Origin of the sequence: Streptomyces sp. NPDC059499, from assembly GCF_042749285.1 — a bacterium.
GTDB lineage: Bacteria > Actinomycetota > Actinomycetes > Streptomycetales > Streptomycetaceae > Streptomyces.
Window position 1 is genome coordinate 1 of sequence record NZ_JBHYTT010000012.1, and the last position, 14,278, is coordinate 14,278.

The 14,278-nt window shown below is 68.8% G+C and carries 13 protein-coding genes and 3 pseudogenes; 6 read left to right on the forward strand and 10 right to left on the reverse strand.

Annotation, left to right across the window (positions count from 1 at the left end):
• Positions 1 to 241: 241 nt before the first annotated feature.
• Both ACFW9O_RS25315 and ACFW9O_RS25320 read right to left on the reverse strand, forming a co-directional pair.
• Positions 242 to 613 (reverse strand): hypothetical protein, encoded by a 372-nt coding sequence (locus ACFW9O_RS25315; protein WP_384612348.1) that lies wholly within the window; start codon positions 611 to 613, stop codon positions 242 to 244.
• A gap of 79 nt (positions 614 to 692) precedes the next feature.
• Positions 693 to 1,480, reverse strand: a pseudogene (locus ACFW9O_RS25320) (transposase family protein).
• A gap of 136 nt (positions 1,481 to 1,616) precedes the next feature.
• On the opposite strand from ACFW9O_RS25320, the gene ACFW9O_RS25325 reads away from it, so the two are divergent.
• Entirely contained in the window at positions 1,617 to 2,519 is a 903-nt protein-coding gene (locus tag ACFW9O_RS25325; RefSeq protein ID WP_384612350.1) for a hypothetical protein, read from the forward strand.
• A 250-nt stretch (positions 2,520 to 2,769) separates the two neighbouring features.
• Here ACFW9O_RS25325 and ACFW9O_RS25330 read toward each other — a convergent pair whose 3' ends face one another.
• Together ACFW9O_RS25330 and ACFW9O_RS25335 are read right to left on the reverse strand one after the other, a co-directional pair.
• Positions 2,770 to 3,291 (reverse strand): hypothetical protein, encoded by a 522-nt coding sequence (locus ACFW9O_RS25330; RefSeq protein ID WP_384612351.1) that lies wholly within the window; start codon positions 3,289 to 3,291, stop codon positions 2,770 to 2,772.
• 299 nt (positions 3,292 to 3,590) lie between these two features.
• Positions 3,591 to 5,510 carry a hypothetical protein gene (locus ACFW9O_RS25335; protein WP_384612353.1) on the reverse strand — a complete coding sequence of 640 codons (1,920 nt, stop codon included), beginning with the start codon at positions 5,508 to 5,510 and terminating at the stop codon, positions 3,591 to 3,593.
• A 548-nt stretch (positions 5,511 to 6,058) separates the two neighbouring features.
• Here ACFW9O_RS25335 and ACFW9O_RS25340 point away from each other — a divergent pair.
• Positions 6,059 to 6,538: a diadenosine tetraphosphate hydrolase gene (locus tag ACFW9O_RS25340; protein WP_384612355.1), complete on the forward strand. Its 480-nt coding sequence runs from the start codon at positions 6,059 to 6,061 to the stop codon at positions 6,536 to 6,538.
• Between the two features lie 245 nt (positions 6,539 to 6,783).
• Here the strand turns inward: ACFW9O_RS25340 and ACFW9O_RS25345 are convergent, their stop codons facing one another.
• A complete protein-coding gene (locus ACFW9O_RS25345) occupies positions 6,784 to 8,151 on the reverse strand; it encodes an MFS transporter (protein ID WP_384612357.1) in 1,368 nt (455 codons plus the stop codon).
• A 130-nt stretch (positions 8,152 to 8,281) separates the two neighbouring features.
• Between ACFW9O_RS25345 and ACFW9O_RS25350 the strand changes: the two genes are divergently transcribed.
• Positions 8,282 to 8,518: a hypothetical protein gene (locus tag ACFW9O_RS25350; RefSeq protein WP_384612359.1), complete on the forward strand. Its 237-nt coding sequence runs from the start codon at positions 8,282 to 8,284 to the stop codon at positions 8,516 to 8,518.
• A gap of 64 nt (positions 8,519 to 8,582) precedes the next feature.
• Positions 8,583 to 8,810 (forward strand): annotated as a pseudogene (locus ACFW9O_RS25355) (IS5/IS1182 family transposase); the annotation flags it as partial.
• A 221-nt stretch (positions 8,811 to 9,031) separates the two neighbouring features.
• Here the strand turns inward: ACFW9O_RS25355 and ACFW9O_RS25360 are convergent.
• A pseudogene (locus ACFW9O_RS25360) lies at positions 9,032 to 9,280 on the reverse strand (transposase); the annotation flags it as partial.
• A gap of 121 nt (positions 9,281 to 9,401) precedes the next feature.
• Between ACFW9O_RS25360 and ACFW9O_RS25365 the strand changes: the two are divergent.
• Positions 9,402 to 9,812, forward strand: coding sequence for a DUF6228 family protein (locus ACFW9O_RS25365; protein WP_384612690.1), 411 nt, complete (start codon positions 9,402 to 9,404; stop codon positions 9,810 to 9,812).
• A gap of 44 nt (positions 9,813 to 9,856) precedes the next feature.
• Here ACFW9O_RS25365 and ACFW9O_RS25370 read toward each other — a convergent pair whose 3' ends face one another.
• The 4 genes from ACFW9O_RS25370 to ACFW9O_RS25385 form a co-directional block, all read right to left on the reverse strand.
• The gene (locus tag ACFW9O_RS25370; RefSeq protein ID WP_384612361.1) at positions 9,857 to 10,249 is read right to left on the reverse strand and encodes a VOC family protein; all 393 of its coding nucleotides are present in this window, start codon (positions 10,247 to 10,249) and stop codon (positions 9,857 to 9,859) included.
• Positions 10,250 to 10,481: 232 nt separating this feature from the next.
• A complete protein-coding gene (locus tag ACFW9O_RS25375; RefSeq protein WP_384612363.1) occupies positions 10,482 to 11,231 on the reverse strand; it encodes a polysaccharide deacetylase family protein in 750 nt (249 codons plus the stop codon).
• Positions 11,225 to 12,091, reverse strand: coding sequence for a DMT family transporter (locus ACFW9O_RS25380; protein ID WP_384612364.1), 867 nt, complete (start codon positions 12,089 to 12,091; stop codon positions 11,225 to 11,227). The genes ACFW9O_RS25375 and ACFW9O_RS25380 overlap by 7 nt, the downstream gene beginning before the upstream one ends.
• Positions 12,092 to 12,130: 39 nt before the next feature.
• Entirely contained in the window at positions 12,131 to 12,967 is an 837-nt protein-coding gene (locus ACFW9O_RS25385; RefSeq protein ID WP_384612366.1) for an SDR family NAD(P)-dependent oxidoreductase, read from the reverse strand.
• A gap of 181 nt (positions 12,968 to 13,148) precedes the next feature.
• On the opposite strand from ACFW9O_RS25385, the gene ACFW9O_RS25390 reads away from it, so the two are divergent.
• Positions 13,149 to 14,255 (forward strand): galactosyldiacylglycerol synthase, encoded by a 1,107-nt coding sequence (locus ACFW9O_RS25390; protein WP_384612368.1) that lies wholly within the window; start codon positions 13,149 to 13,151, stop codon positions 14,253 to 14,255.
• Positions 14,256 to 14,278 lie beyond the last annotated feature (23 nt).

Sequence of the window (14,278 nt, forward strand, 5' to 3'; positions counted from 1 at the left end):
CGCGTCATCATCATATTTCCCCCTTACACCTCGGAGAGCGATTTGCTCACACAAGATGTGACCCACAACACACACGGAAGGTTGTACCAAGCCCACACCCAGACCACACACAAACCCCGAACACCCAACCACCCAGCCCCAGGGCCGAACGGTGCCACCCACACACCACAAGAACGACCCCGCGTGACCTATCACCCCACCACAAGTTGAGGCGAACGAGCAGGTGGGCATATCCGCCGAGTCAGGGATTGCTCATCACAGCAGTCAGCTCGGCATCAGTGGCCTCGGGCTTGAGCCGAACATCTAAGTTGTAGCCTTCGTCGCAGAAGATCAGATCAAGATCCGCCGGAACGAGCCTGCGGAAGGCGACCGCCAACCACGCAGCATCCTCGTGCCCGCCGTCCAGGTACAGGCAGGTCCCATCCTGATGCAGATATGCCTCGCCCAGACCGCTCTTCGTCTCGAAGCGCCAGCAGTTGCTTCGCGACTCACTTAGGTGGGTCGAGTCGACCTCGACACTTGACCACCGAGCCCGGATCGCCGCAGTCAGTGCCTCGCGGTCGACGCGCCATCCGCCCGCCTCGCCGTCAACCAGTACCAAGAACTGCGCCATGGCAGGTGTCTACCACTCGGCTCCGACACTCGGTCCGGGATCGTGTTGGAAAGGGCTCAGTGAGCCTTTTCCATCGTGATCAGGCGGCGAGTTCGAGTGCGACGACGGCACGGACGACGGCGGTGATCAGGGTGGTGCTGCAGCGGAGCTTCCTCAGGAGGCGCGAGCATTTGAGGGTGGCCATAGCGCGTTCGCCGAGGCTGCGGATCTTGGCGTGATCGCGGTTGTGACTACGACGCCAGCCGCGCAGGTTCTTGCCCCGGAACAGGACGCGGACAGCAGGGCCTGCGCCCTGATACGCCCTGTCAGCCCAGCACTTGGCGTCATCATCGGCGAGAGCGGCGGGAATGCCGTGGGTCCAGGCCGCGGTCAGATCGTGCACGGCTCCGGGTAGCGCGTCCGAGGCCCAGATCAAACGGTCGGCTGGATCCGCGAGGACCTGCACGTTCATCCCGTGGTGCTTCTTCTTCCCCGAGTAGTACGGGCGGTCGGCGGCGATGCGGTCGATTGGCAGTACGGTGCCGTCGAGGATCACGTACGCCTTCTTCCGCACCGTCGTTATGGCCTGTTCCAGCGTGGGCGCGACGCCAGTTACTCGCCTGCCGCCGCCCTCGAGTGGCGCGGATACCGGAGGTTCACGGCCTCGCGTATGTACCGGTGGACCGTCGCGATCCCGACGCGGAAACCTGCTGCGAGGCGGGCGTAGGTGTCGCCGCAGCGCAGGTGAGCCAGGACCAGCATGGCCTGCCGGCCGCAGGTCAGGCGACGCCAGCGGGAGCCGATCCGTCGACGGTGACCTGCGAGGAGACCGGATATTTGCTGCAGAGTTCGGCTGGACAGGTCGATACCGGACGGGTAGACAAGCACGCGGAAGCTCCTGACGGACTGGTGATCTTGGTTGAAACCCACCTACCAGGGGCTTCATCCTGTTGTCAGCCCAACGGCGTACTGCTGATGCAGTTGAAAAGGCTCAATGTCAGTGCCGTGCTGTTCACTTGGCCGTGTGGATGCCTCAGCTCTGCGCGCCCGTCTGAACGACGCCTGGCGCGCGCCCGAATTGCACTGCCCGCTGCCCTTTCATGGGGCAGGGCATGTCTGTGTTCCCAGTGACGCGGAGGATCTGGCCGAGCTGGAGCGCGTCGCTGCGGACGTGGTTGACGGGGCGGGTCTGCCGGTACGTGCGTGGGTCGTCGGGGGTAGGGCGGCAGGGGTGCCCGACGGTCCGCCGGTGGGCGGGGAGGGTGGGCTCCTCATCGGCGGGGAGGGCGGGCTGCTGGAGCTGCGCGGGTGGGTGCTGGCCGAGCACTGGTTCGGATACGGCGTGACGGCCACCGCCGATGGCCCGCGCCGCGTCGTGATCCTCGCCCGGCGCGCGTTCGCCCGCCCGCCCGGGGTCGGGTGGGTGGCGTTGCTGCGGGAGGCCACCGGGTGGACGGAGCCCGATCGGTGCGGCGTCGACTGGGCCGCGACGGAGGCGGCGCTGGGCACCGCGCTGCCCGGTGACTACAAGGACATCGTCGACGCCTTCGGCGCGGGCAGCTTCGACGAGTACCTGGACCTCCTGGTGCCGGGTGCGCTGGGCACGGATCTAGTCTCCTGGGGCCAGGACATGGCGCGGTACGCCGACCTGTACCGGCCACACCCGGTCCATCCCGCGCCCGGCGGCGTGCTCATATGGGGGACCTCCGAGCAGGAGCTGACCTTCCACTGGCTGACCGGACCGGCCGATCCCGACGACTGGCCGGTTCTGGTGCAGCACCTGGACGGTGAGTGGCAGCGCTTCGACTGCGGCACCGGCGAGTTCGTACTGCGCCTGCTCACCGACCGCACCCCCCCGTTCGCCTTCCCGCCCTCCGCCGGGCCGTTCCCCCACTGGTTCGCCTCATGGGAGCTGCCGGAGGACTAAGCCCTTGCAAACCAGCTGTCAGCGCCGCTGACCATGCTCGGCAAAGCGTCTGAGCCGCCGGGACAGACTGCGGATCTGCCTGGTCACGACCCCGCTACAGATCGGTTCAGTCGTCAGCAGGCCGATGAGCAGTACAGGTATGGTTCGCACATCGCTGCCCCCTCTCGTGCGCCGATACAACAACCTCGCGGTCCCCTACGACGCGCCGTTTTCTGCGCTGCAATCACCGAGTAGGTGTCTCCCTCGGTGCTCACGCGGTCGGATCCACGTTCCACGCCGCAGGCAGATCGCTGCCGCAGAAGACACAGACGAAGTCGTCCTCGCGCACGATGTTGTGCTCCTGGCAGTCAGGGCATCGCCGGAACACCACCTCATGGGTGAAGCCGCAAGGCCGCCCAAGCTCTACGTCGTCCAGGGCACGGGCGGCCTCCACCCAGGAGGTGACGTCCGGGCAATACCCACTGGACTGATTGCTGACCTCGCTCACGGCCCACCCGTCCGCCGCCCGCATGAAGCTGATCTCGCCGGCGCTCAGAACCATGTCTCCGCCGGCACAGGCCACATGCTCGCTTCGTCGCGGCGCCAGCCGAAGCACACCGTCCATACCGACCACGAAGGTGAACGGCTCAGTCAGTTCTGCCGCCGATCGCTCCGCGATCCAGGCATCGAAGTCAGCCGCCGAGCCGATCCGACACCCGCCGCCACCAGGACGGACCGCAGCCTTCAGCTCGGCCGGTCCGACATAGCGGTAACCCCCACCCCAGGCACTCACGACAGCCAACCTAGAGCACTTCCGTCCGTCTCCACCGGCAAGTCCGGCGGCCAGGGCTTGGACAAGTCGTACAGCGACTCCCGGTCGCCCATCAGTTGGTACTCCTCCCAGCGTCAGCTCGGGATACCCCAGAAGGCAGAGTTAGGGTCCACATTCCAGAACTGGCGCGCCGAATTGCGGATCCCGTTTGCGTAGTAAGGCTGGAGGACCATCAGCTCTTCGTGCCCGACGCAGAGTGCGATGCGCATTGTGGCCCGGTCAACCAATGTTGCTTCGCTCTGCAGGAAAGTCGGCGTTGTTCAGCGCCGGGCTGCCACTGCTGCCGCCGCCTCGGCCAGGATGCGGTCCAGGACAGGGACCGGGATCCCCGGATTCGTCACCGCCGCGCTTGCCGAGTCGCGGTCGTGCAGCAGCCCGGCAAGGGCGCGGGCCGGAAGCCGTGGATGGCGCACAGCGGTCGCGCGGACGTCGGACGACGGGTCGTTCAGCAACCGCACCGCGTCGGCCGGTGACAGCCGGGGGTCCTCGGCTGCGCGGCAGCGCACCTCGGCTTCTGGGTCGCGGGCAAAACATGCGACATCGGCAGGCACGGACTCCGGATCGTCCAGGGCCAGGCGGCGCATCCGCCCACAGGGGTCGCCGAGGTAGCGCAGCAGGCCCGTACGAGGGAAGTTGGGGTGGCCACGGGGGCGGTCGGGGTGACTGAAGCTTCCGTCCCACCAGCGCCAGACCTCCAGCAACATCTCGGCCGTAGCGTCCTCGCACGATTCCGCCAGGAAGAGGCGGACCGCGCGGTCCTCGTCCCCCGCCAGACGCTCCACGACGTCCGGTGGAAGATGCCGGGCACGGGCCACGCTCCGGCGGACGAGCGGATGGGCGGATACGGCGAGGCGGCGCATCGCATCGGCGTCACCGTGCAGGTCCTCCACCCAGGGCAGAGTGCGGGACATCAACGTCGCGTCGAAGTCGTGGCGCACCGCGGCACGCTGCTCCTCGTCGAGGTCGGGCCGCAGTGCCACGGCCGAGCGGATGTCGTCGCACGGGTCCTCCGCCAGGACGGCGACGCTGTGTGCACTGAGCCGCGGGTTGGCGGCCAGCGCTCGGCGCACCTCCGCATCCCCGTCCCGGACCAGCTCCGCCTCCAGCTCGGGCGAGAGACGGCACTGTTCGAGTGCCCGCCGTGGCGCGGGCAGCGCGGCAAAGACCTGGCGAGGCATGGGGACACCGGTGTGGTGGGCGAGAAGAGCCGCCGTACGCACCTCGTCATCGGTGTCCGCCAGTAGTCGCGCTCGCGGCGGCGCGGCGAGCTCCTCCCATCGGGCGCAGGCAGTTGCCCGCACCCGGGGATCGGCGTCGGCCGCGAGGCCGGGGAGGTGGTGTGCCGGGAGCCCTGGGAGTTCGGCGGTCTGAGCGCGGGACGGGCCGGCGAGGAGGTCGTCGTACAGGTCCCCGGGAAGTTCGACGCCCCAGGCGCAGGCATTCTCGGCCCAGAGCACGCGCCTGCTCGGCGACGGTTCGGCGTGGATCAGGCGTACCCACTGGTCGGACGTGAGCTTGGGCCGGAAAGTGTCCGCGGGCCTCGAGCGCACCCGCGAATCGGGATGCGTCACGGCGGCGTCGAGTACGGCAGGCCGGTCGCAGCCGTGCAGGAAGCCCACCTCCACATCCAGCAGCCGGATCAGCAGCTCGTCCGGCGCGGCCGGGTTGAACCCGATCCCCTCCGCCCAGTGCAAGGGCCACGCCGGTCGGCCGGGCACCGCAGCCCACACCTCGGCGCGCTCGGTCTCCGTCTCGCGCCCGGCGGCCGCAGCGGCCTCTTCCAGCCGCTCCGGCAGTCGGTCAAGGGCCGTCACCCGAGGGCCGTCCGCGCTGGGCACCTCGGCCAGCAGCACCTGCCCGTCGACGGAGAGCGCCACGAACCCTGGGCCGCCGGTCAGCCCCGGTACACCGCCGTCGGCGCAGCGAACTCGGGTCCACCAGGAGTCGTTGCCGCCGATCCGATGTCCGAGGACGGCCACCAGGAACTCGCCGTCGGCATCTGCAAGGCGGCGCCACCACGCGGCGTCGAGTGCTTCCGGGGCCGCGCCGTCCGGCGCCGCGATCCCCCGAGCGATCCGCCAGCCGGCCTCCGGCGGGAACAGGCTGCCCGGGCGCATCTCCTCGACGACCGTGAGTCCGGCGCACAGGAGCCATTCATGGAGTTCCTCTCGGTGGTGCACGCCTTCATGATCCCCGTCGACTCGCGGAGGGACAAGGTCCTCACTCTCAGGCGCAGCCGGCCCTCCACGGCGTACGTGTCATGGGCTGCCAATGCCGTTCGGCCCCGCGCTCGAGTCGGCGCCCCGTTGGTGCAGCACGGACCTTGCGTCGACTCCAGAAGGGAGCGGGCCATGCCACCGCTCCGCGTACTGCTGCTCCCCCTCGTGTGCCGGAGACCGCTACGGACCGTCCCGCTGTTGATCTCGGGCGCTTCCGCACGGACTTGTGGCGCGGTCAGCACCCCTGCCCGCGTTCCGTCGTGCTGCCGACAGCGGAAGAGCACGGTGCAGGGGTGATCAGGTGCTCAGGTGCACTCCGGAGGTCGCGCGTGGAACCTGACCAACGCGACACGGTCATGCGGAACTTTGGCCACGTCGTGGCGGATAGCGGTTTCGTGACAAGCTCCTGCGCTCGCTCGGCGGCTCCCGGTGACCTGGATACGCGTACTGATTGAGGAGGGCGGGGGAAGCGAAGAGCCATCCTTGACCACCGAAATAGGGTTCTGGCCATGAGTGGTGACTGGCGGGTGGATCGGGTCGGGACTGCGCTCAGCGGTGAGAACCCGACCGTGATGCGGCGGTTGACGTCAGGATTCGCGGTCATCGGGGATGTTCAGTTCTTGCCGGGATACTCGGTTCTGCTCGTGGATGACCCAGCTGTGCAGCGGCTGTCGGACTTGCCGAAGCCGAAGCGGCTGTCGTTCCTGTCCGACATGGACCAACTCGGTGAAGCGGTCGAGCATGCCTGTCGGCGGCTGGACCCGGCCTTCCGGCGGGTCAACCTGGAGATCCTGGGGAATACGGACCCGTTCCTGCATGCGCATGTCTGGCCGCGGTTCGAGTGGGAGCCGGCCGATGTGGTGGGCAAGCCTGTGTGGCTCTATCCGCGCGAACGGTGGACTGACGAAGAGTTCAGGCTGGGTCCCCGGCATGACGTGCTGCGGGAGGCGATCGCCGGCGAACTGGACCAGCTGCGCTTGACGAGTTGACGTTGCGGTCCCGCGGTCAGGTCGGCGGGCCCGGTGATCGGTGACGGTCAGACGATCACCGGAGGCGTCTGACCGGGACGATGCTGGGTGGGGTCGTGCCATACGTGTCGGGGTTCGCGTAGTTCCGTCCTCCAGGGTCGCCGAGGTGGTGCCGGGGGTCCTGCCGAGCCACTGCGCCAGGGCGGTTGTGGCGACGACATCGGCTTCGGCCAGGCATCCGAGGAATGTGACTGGTCGGCGGTACTTCAGCCGGTGGTGTGGTGGGTCTCCTTCGACGGGATGCAGGAGAGCGCGAGGGCGGCAGCTGCCAAATAGGCGAGCGCGCCGATGACCATGCTGGTTCGCAGCCCCGCTGTGAAGTCACCGGTCGCGGCGAGCAGTGAGCCGCCCAATGCGACGCCTGCGGCACTGCCTACTTGGCGGGTGGTGTTGAACAGGGCGGAGGCGGTGCCGGAGAAGCCTTCGGGTGCGGCTGTCATGACGGTGGTGGTCGAGCCGGTGAGGGCGAAGGAAGTACCGAATCCGGCTGCCATCATCGGCGCGACGAGCAGCGGATAGCCCGGGTCCGTCCCGGCGGCTGCCCAGCCGGCCAGGCCCGCAGCTGCCAGCAGCATGCCGGAGACCACCAGCGGGCGGTGTCCGGTGCGTCGTGCGAGTCGCCCGGACAGGACGGAGGCGAACATTGTCATGGCGACAGCGGGGAAGAGTGCGAGGCCGGTGCGCAGTGCGCTCAGACCCTGGTGCTGCTGGAAGTACAGGCTGGCGGTGAAGATCATCCCGTAGAAGGCGAAGTTGAACAGCAGGCCGATCACGGCCGCGCCGCTCAGCGCACGCGATCGCAGCAGTCGCAGAGGCAGTACGGGAGTGCGGGCCAGGCGCTCCCGCAGGACGAACAGGGCGGCGGCCAGCACGCACAGGCCGGCACCGGCGAGGATCAGTGGGTCTGTCCAGCCGCGTCGTCCGGCCTCGTTCAGGACGGCGGTCAGCAGAGCCACCGTGGCGAAGATCGCGCCCTGGGCCGGCCAGTCCAGGGAGCGGCCGGTTTGCCGGGGCGAGGGGGCTACGTGGCGCAGGGTCAGCAGCAGGCAGGCGCATCCGATGGGCACATTGATGAAGAAGACCCATCGCCAGCCGACGGTGGTGACGAGGAGTCCGCCGAGGAGGGGGCCTGCGGAGGCGGCGATGCCGGCCATCGACCCCCAGAGTCCGAAGGCGCGGGAGCGCTCCGCCGGCGAGGGGTATGCCTGCTGGAGGAGTGCGAGCGAGCCCGGCACGATGAGTGCCGCGCCGACTCCCTCCAGCAGCCGGGCGGCGACCAGGGCCCCGGTGTGCTGGGCCAGCCCGCAGCCGGCCGAGGCCGCAGTGAAAACGACGACCCCGGTGCAGAAGATCCGACGGTTGCCCAACCGGTCCCCGAGCGCGCCGCCAGCCAGCAGCAGGCCGGCGAAAGCCAGCGTGTAGCCGTTGGTGATCCACTGGATAGCGGTGAGCGAGGCCCCCAACTCCCGGCCCACGACGGGAACGGCGACGTTGATGATGGTCACGTCCAGGATGACCATGAAGTAGCCCGCGCAGACCGCGAGCAGCGGCACCACGGACCGGGGCGTTGCCACCGCCATCCCACCTTCGCAAGAGAGTCACTACATCCGTTCCGGGCAGCCCCTGTGTCCGTGGTCCTGGTTGCAGCAGGACGGTCTGTGACACCGGGACTCATGGGAAGGCCCACGAGAACCACAACGGCAGGTGCGGAAGTTCGTCGAGAGCCGACCGGTCTTCTCCCCCGCCACGGCCCCGCTCGCCGCCGACGGGTGCGTGACCCTGTCACCCACGGGCTCGGCAGACGCCCTTGGGGTACTGCACGAGTCAACCCTCACCTTTCCGGACGCCGGCGGCAGCCACGCCGAAGCCATCGCCCACCTGCGCGAGGACGGCCGGATCACCGCCGAGGTTTTTTGTGCGGGCTCGGCGCGCGCTCGGTGATCCCGTCGATCAGCGCCTCAGCGGTATCGCGCCGACACCGGTGAAGTAGCGGCACTGCTTACCGCATGACAGCCAGGCGCCGGTGCCGCTGATGCGCGGCATCCCGCCGATCCGCTCCCGATACGGGCCGAGACGAGGCCGACCGGCCAAGTTGCATGCGGACAAGGGCTACGACGTTGGCCATCTACGAGGTTGGCTGCGACTCCGGCAGATCGTGCCCCGCATCGCCCGCCGTGGCATCGGACCCTTCAGCCGCCTGGGCCGGCATCGCTGGGTGGTGGAACGGACCATGTTTACGAGTGGTGCCAAACCTCTCGCGGAGCAATGTCCCAGGATGTACCCGCAATCCCTTCCGTGTGGAGTTTGGCGCCGGGTTTGCCCCGGTCGACCGGATTCGGACCTACGAGCTGGCCCCCTTTTCGCCCGGACCGAAGCAGAATCAACCAGGGCAGCGGACCAGTCGATCGCCCCTACGGCACCCAGCCGGTCAAGGACTTCGTTGTGGAGGCGCCGCCACAAGCCGGCTCTTGTCCAGGCAGCAAATCGGCGGTGCACAGTAGCCGGACTCACGCCGAAGCTGGGCGGCAAGCGACGCCAAGCACATGAGGTGGTCAGCGCATACACGATTGCGCAGAACACCGTCCGGTCCGCCACCGGAGCCGTTCCACCGCCCTGCCGACGCGGCTTGAACGGCGGTATCAGCGGCGCCACAATCTCCCACAGCCCGTCAGGAACGAGTTCGCACTCAAGATCCACAGCCATGGCTGGCGATCATCCCTCAAAGTGGCTACGCCCGATGTCGGCCCGTCCGAGAGTGCGACGGCTGCCCTGCCCGGTCTTCTAACCTGATCGCGTGATCGACTACGACGACTCCGGCCGCCCTATGGTCCAGGTGGGAGACTCCGTGCCCGCACGCCTACTGCTCTCGGAGCCGACCCGGCGGTACGAAGACGAACTAACACTCGACTTCCTCGTCAGGGCTCGCGGACCCTGGGGAAATGTCGAGACCTCGGTGGAGACCTGGGACGGAGACGGCCTCGACACCTTCTTCGCCTCACTTGTCGAAGACTTCCGGGGCTGGGAAGGAGTGCGCACCTGGCACTCCCTCTGCTACGACCTGACCCTGTCAGCGGAACACCACTCTGGCGGCCACGTCCAACTGACTTGGGGCATCCGCGACCGGGCCCCCTCTGAGGAATGGCAGTTCGAGGCCACTTCGGTGCACGCGGCGGGGGAGGACATGCGCAACCTCACCGCCGAAATCCACACGTTCATCGCGAGCGTCGCGGAGTAGCTGGACGAGCCCCGATGCCGAGCCCCCACCACGTGAGACGACGCCTAAGTGCCCGGCCGATAGCGCATCGGGTGGTCCTCGGGCACTTCCACAATGTAGATCTTCACGCCGTCCGGGTCGGCCGTCCACATCTCGATCAGTCCCCAGGGCTCTCGTTCGGGAGCCCTCAGCATGTCGACACCCTGCCGGGCGAGTTCCTCGTAGGTCGCCTGCGCGTCACTCACCTGTAGCCACAGTTCCAGGCCTGGGGACGGCGGGGTGTCGCAGCGGCCCGAGACCTCGAGGAAGCCACCGCCGAGAAAGTAGACGGTGCCGCGCTCGGGCCCGGTGCCGAACTCCCTGTAAATCTCCAGGCCCAGTTTCGTCCCGTAGAAGTCCCGCGAGCGCTCGGGATCGGTGGGCCGAAGTAGGGTCCTGCTGCTCAGCACATGCACCATGTCTCGCCCTGTCCAAAGATGATCGATTCCGAAGGAAGCCCCGGAGACGGGTTGACGCCACGTCATCGTCCCGCAACGGCACCCCCGTAGGGTCCGCTCCTGAGACTGAACTGGGTGAGGGCATAAAAGGCTCGTGACGTTGCACGCCTCACTGATCTTGGGTATGCGCAGGCGGCACCTGAGACGACGATGCAAAGGAACCGGTCCACTTATTTGCCGCAGTCCTTCATGATCACACCTCACGGCTGTGCTCGCTGAGAGGGCCTACGCGCAGACCGAGTCGACGGCACTCGGCCAGCAGGCCGGGCAGTGCGCCCAGCGTGGCTCGCCACGCACCAGGCGCACTCCATCCGTCCGCGTCGTGGAGGAGCACCGTGGCGCCGCCGGTCAGACCCTTGAGGACCGATGCCTGCACAGAGTGGGCGTCCGCGTTCACGGTCCAGTCCCGCCCCCACGTCGACCAGAGCACCGGTCGCAGTCCGGCTCGGCGGGCAGCAGCCAGTCTGCCGCCGGTGAGGATGCCGTAGGGCGGTCGATACCACTGCGGGTCCGTTCCGCAGATCTGCCGGACGGCGTCGGCGGTTCGCGCCACCTCCCGTACGTCGCGCAGCGGCGTGGGGTACCAGGGGCGGCGGTGATGCCAGCCATGCACCGCGACTTCGTGACCGCCTGCCACGAGCGCCCGGCCGAGGGCCGGATGACGTCTCAGCGAGGTACCGACGAGGAAGAAGGTGGCGTGCACGTTGTGCTCGGAGAGGACGCGCAGGAAGTGGGGAGTGCTGGCCGGGTCCGGTCCGTCGTCGAATGTCAGGGCCACATGGTCGGGGTGACCTCGGCCGTCCAGGGTGGGGCTGAGGATCTTCCGTAGGGGAGGCAGCCAGGTGGCGGCGGGACCTATGTGCCATGCGGCAGCGATACCCAGCGCGCCGCCTGCTACGCCGGACACGACGCGCGCGCCTCCCCTGCCCGGGTGTCTCACCATCGCTGTGCCTCCTTCCCAGAGACCAATGGCGACCTGCTCAGATGCACGCAAGCGAATGCGATGAGAACGAGCGATGCCACTTCCGGCAGCACCCGCCAGCCAAGGTTGATCCGCTCCTGGAACAGCGAGACGCCGAGAATGACGCTCAGGAGCGAGTCGCCGAGTGTGAGCGCGGGCTGTGATGCCGCCAGGGAACCAGCCCGCAGGGTGGCCTGCAACATGAGGAAGGAGCCCAGGCCGACGGCTGCGGCCGTGTAGATCTGCCACGTGGTGAGCAGGTCCCGGTGTCCGCCGGCCACCAGGCCGAGTGTGTCCTTCATCAGTGCCGCGGTGAAGGAGAAGCCGATGGCGGTCGCAGACCCCAGCACGACAGCCCGCGCCGGTCCCCGCAGCTCCTTTCCCACTACGACCAGCACGATCGATACGGCGGCGGCGGGCACGGCGCTGACCAGCCACCTCTTCGGCGCTACGGTCTCCGTGCCGCCGGTCGGACCGGCCAGGAGGAGAAAGGCCACCAAGCCCAGCGCCATCCCGAGAAATGCCCCCCAGGTCCGGGCTCCGGGGGGCCACCGGAAGACAGCAGCGGCAAGCACCAGGGTGAACAACAGTTCTGTCGTCATCACCGGCTGCACGACTGCCAGCGGGCCGGCCGCCAGGGCGAGGGCCTGCGCCACGCCGGAGAAGAGCAACAGTCCCGCCCCCCAGCGCCAGGCCGGGTGACGAACGAAGCCGAACCGTCGGGCGGGGCGGCCGCCGGAGGGTTGTGGCAGGTCGGCTGCTGCGGCGTGGCGCTGCAGTACGGAGGCTGCCGCGTTCCCGAGCGCGGCGACCAGCGCCAGTACGACGGAGAGGATGATCACGTGTCACGATCCCTGCGCCCGTACCGGTGGCCCGGCAGCTCAGCCAAAGCGCGTGGCCAGGGTGCGGAAGAGGTGCGGGGCCATGCCCTGCAGCCGGCCGGGGATGCCCAGCCAGGCAGGCACGGTGATCTCGTCCCGGCCTCCCGTCAGTGCTTCCTCGACTGCTGCCGCGACTCGCCCGGCGGGTACCGGGCGTGGCCAGGAGCGCTTGTAGGGGGTGCCACGGTGGGCGAAGAAGGCGGTGTCGACGGGGCCTGGCAGCACCAGGCTGAGGTGGACGCCTGTGCCCTGGAGTTCGTATCGAAGGCTTTCCGCGAAGGGGATCAGCGCACCCTTCGTCGCCGCGTACGCCGCCTCCCCCCGCACGCCGTAGCGGCCGACCACCGAGCCGATGAGCACCAGCCGGCCCGACCCGCGAGAAATCATCTGCGGCAGGATCAGGCTGACGAGGTGGAGCACGGCGCAGACGTTGACATTCACCAGGCGATTCACGCTGGCGGGTGTCATGTCGGTGTAGGCACCTGCCCAGCCGAGTCCCGCGGCGGCAACGAGGGCGTCGACTCTGCCACTGTGCGTCAGCGCTGCTTCGGTGAGCCTTCGGCAGCCCTCGTGGGAAGCCAGGTCCATCGGCAGCGCGGCGCCGAAGGTGCGGGCCGCGACTGCGCCGAGCCGGCCCTCGTCCCGTCCGTTGAGCAGCAGATCCCACCGACCACTGGCCGAGAGCCGTGAAGCGACTTCGGCGCCGATTCCGGAGGAAGCGCCGGTGATCAGCACGACCTGGCGCCGGCTGCGGGCGGGCCGGGCGGCCTCGGTCGCCACCGGCGCCGCGTCGGCTTCGGCTACGGGGTTGTTGCGGGGTGGGGGGCTCGAGCGCATGGGCCTTCCGTCCTCCGTGGCCACCGACGGCGGAGCTCTCTTCCGAGCCCGGCAGGCACCGGGCCGCTCTGAGTCATCCTTCATGGAATCGGCGCACTGGCAAACGCGCATGCCCGCATTGGGCTAACGGCCACCCGGTCTGGGTGTGGCACGGCAACCGTCCCGCGGGGAATATTCAGGAATGGGAAGGTTCCTGATGGTGAGCGCAAGCATGGGGGCGGGCCACGACGCCGTGGCTGCCGAACTGGCGGAGCGGCTGCGGGCAGACGGCCACATGACCGCACGTGTGGACCTACTGAACCTGTTGCCCGCCGGTGCCGGGCGCGGGCTGCGCGCCGCATATCGCACTGCGCTCCGCCGCTGCCCATGGGTCTACCAAGCGGTCTACTCGGCGTTCTTCCGCGACCGCGGAGCCCTGGGCGAGCGGAGCAGCTGGGTACCGGATACCGGCCCACTGGCCGCAGCCCTTGAGCCACGCCTGCGCCACGTCGTCGAGCGCTGGCGCCCTGACGCGCTCGTGGCCACCTTTCACCAGGCCGCACAGGTCACCGGGCGACTGCGCGCCGTCCATGGTGACAACTGCCCGCCCAGCACGGTGGTGGTCACCGATTTCGCCGTGCACCGGCAGTGGCTCCACCCGGGCAACGACCTCCATCTGTGTCTGACGGAAGCCGCCGCGGCACGAGTCCGTGCCGCGACCGGAGGCCCGGCCATGGTGTGCGGTCCGGTCGTACCTTCGGCCTTCACCGCCGCCGACCAGTCGCATCCTGCTCGGCTGTCCCGTTGGGCGTCGGAGTTGGCGCGACGCGGACCCGGACGGCCGGCTGTGCTGGTATCAGCCGGTGCCTGGGGCGTGGGCCAAGGACTGACCGCGACTGCGGTCCTGCTCGCGCAGTCAGGCCACCTGCCGGTGTTGCTGTGCGGCAGAGACGAAAAGCTGCGAGCCCGCGCCGCGAAACTTTCCGGCGTTCTGGCACTGGGATGGGTCAAGGACCTGCCGGACCTGATGGCGGCATCCAGTGCCCTGGTGGACAATGCCGCGGGGCAAACGGCCATGCAGGCGCTCGCCGCCGGGCTACCGGTCGTCGGATACCGGCCGATCCCGGGTCACGGCGCCGAGGGTGTGAGCGAGATGGCCGCCGCAGGCATCACCGAGCAGGCCATGGACGCCACGGCACTGCTCACCTCGTTGGGCCGGCTGGTACGCCCCGGGCCCTACCGGGAGGGGCGGATCATCGCCGGGCGGGCCGTCTTCACCGCGGACGCGGCCAAACTCGTGGTCCGCTGAGCAGGTACCACGGCAAGGGACGG